Origin of the sequence: Paraburkholderia sp. SIMBA_030, from assembly GCF_046535245.1 — a bacterium.
Classification (GTDB): Bacteria; Pseudomonadota; Gammaproteobacteria; order Burkholderiales; family Burkholderiaceae; genus Paraburkholderia.
On the sequence record NZ_JAWRXB010001631.1, the window covers coordinates 1 to 236 of the forward strand.

Here is a 236-nt window from a genome sequence, read left to right on the forward strand (position 1 = left end):
CGTGGCCTTGGTAGGCCAAACCGGGGCCGGAAAGTCCACGCTGGCCAAGCTCATTGCCCGCTTTTACGATGTCACCTCAGGCGCCATCACCTTGGACGGCATCGATCTGAGGGACCTCTCCACCACCGACCTCCGCCGGGCCGTGGTGATGGTTACACAGGAGGCATTCCTCTTCAGCGGTTCGGTCGCCGATAACATCGCCCTGGGCCGACCCGAAGCATCCCGCGAAGACATCG

The 236-nt window shown here is 63.1% G+C and carries 1 protein-coding gene; it reads left to right on the forward strand.

Annotation, left to right across the window (positions count from 1 at the left end; translation table 11 throughout):
* Positions 1 to 236: ATP-binding cassette domain-containing protein (locus SB772_RS45530; RefSeq protein WP_410839218.1), on the forward strand; the 236-nt coding region annotated here is incomplete at both ends.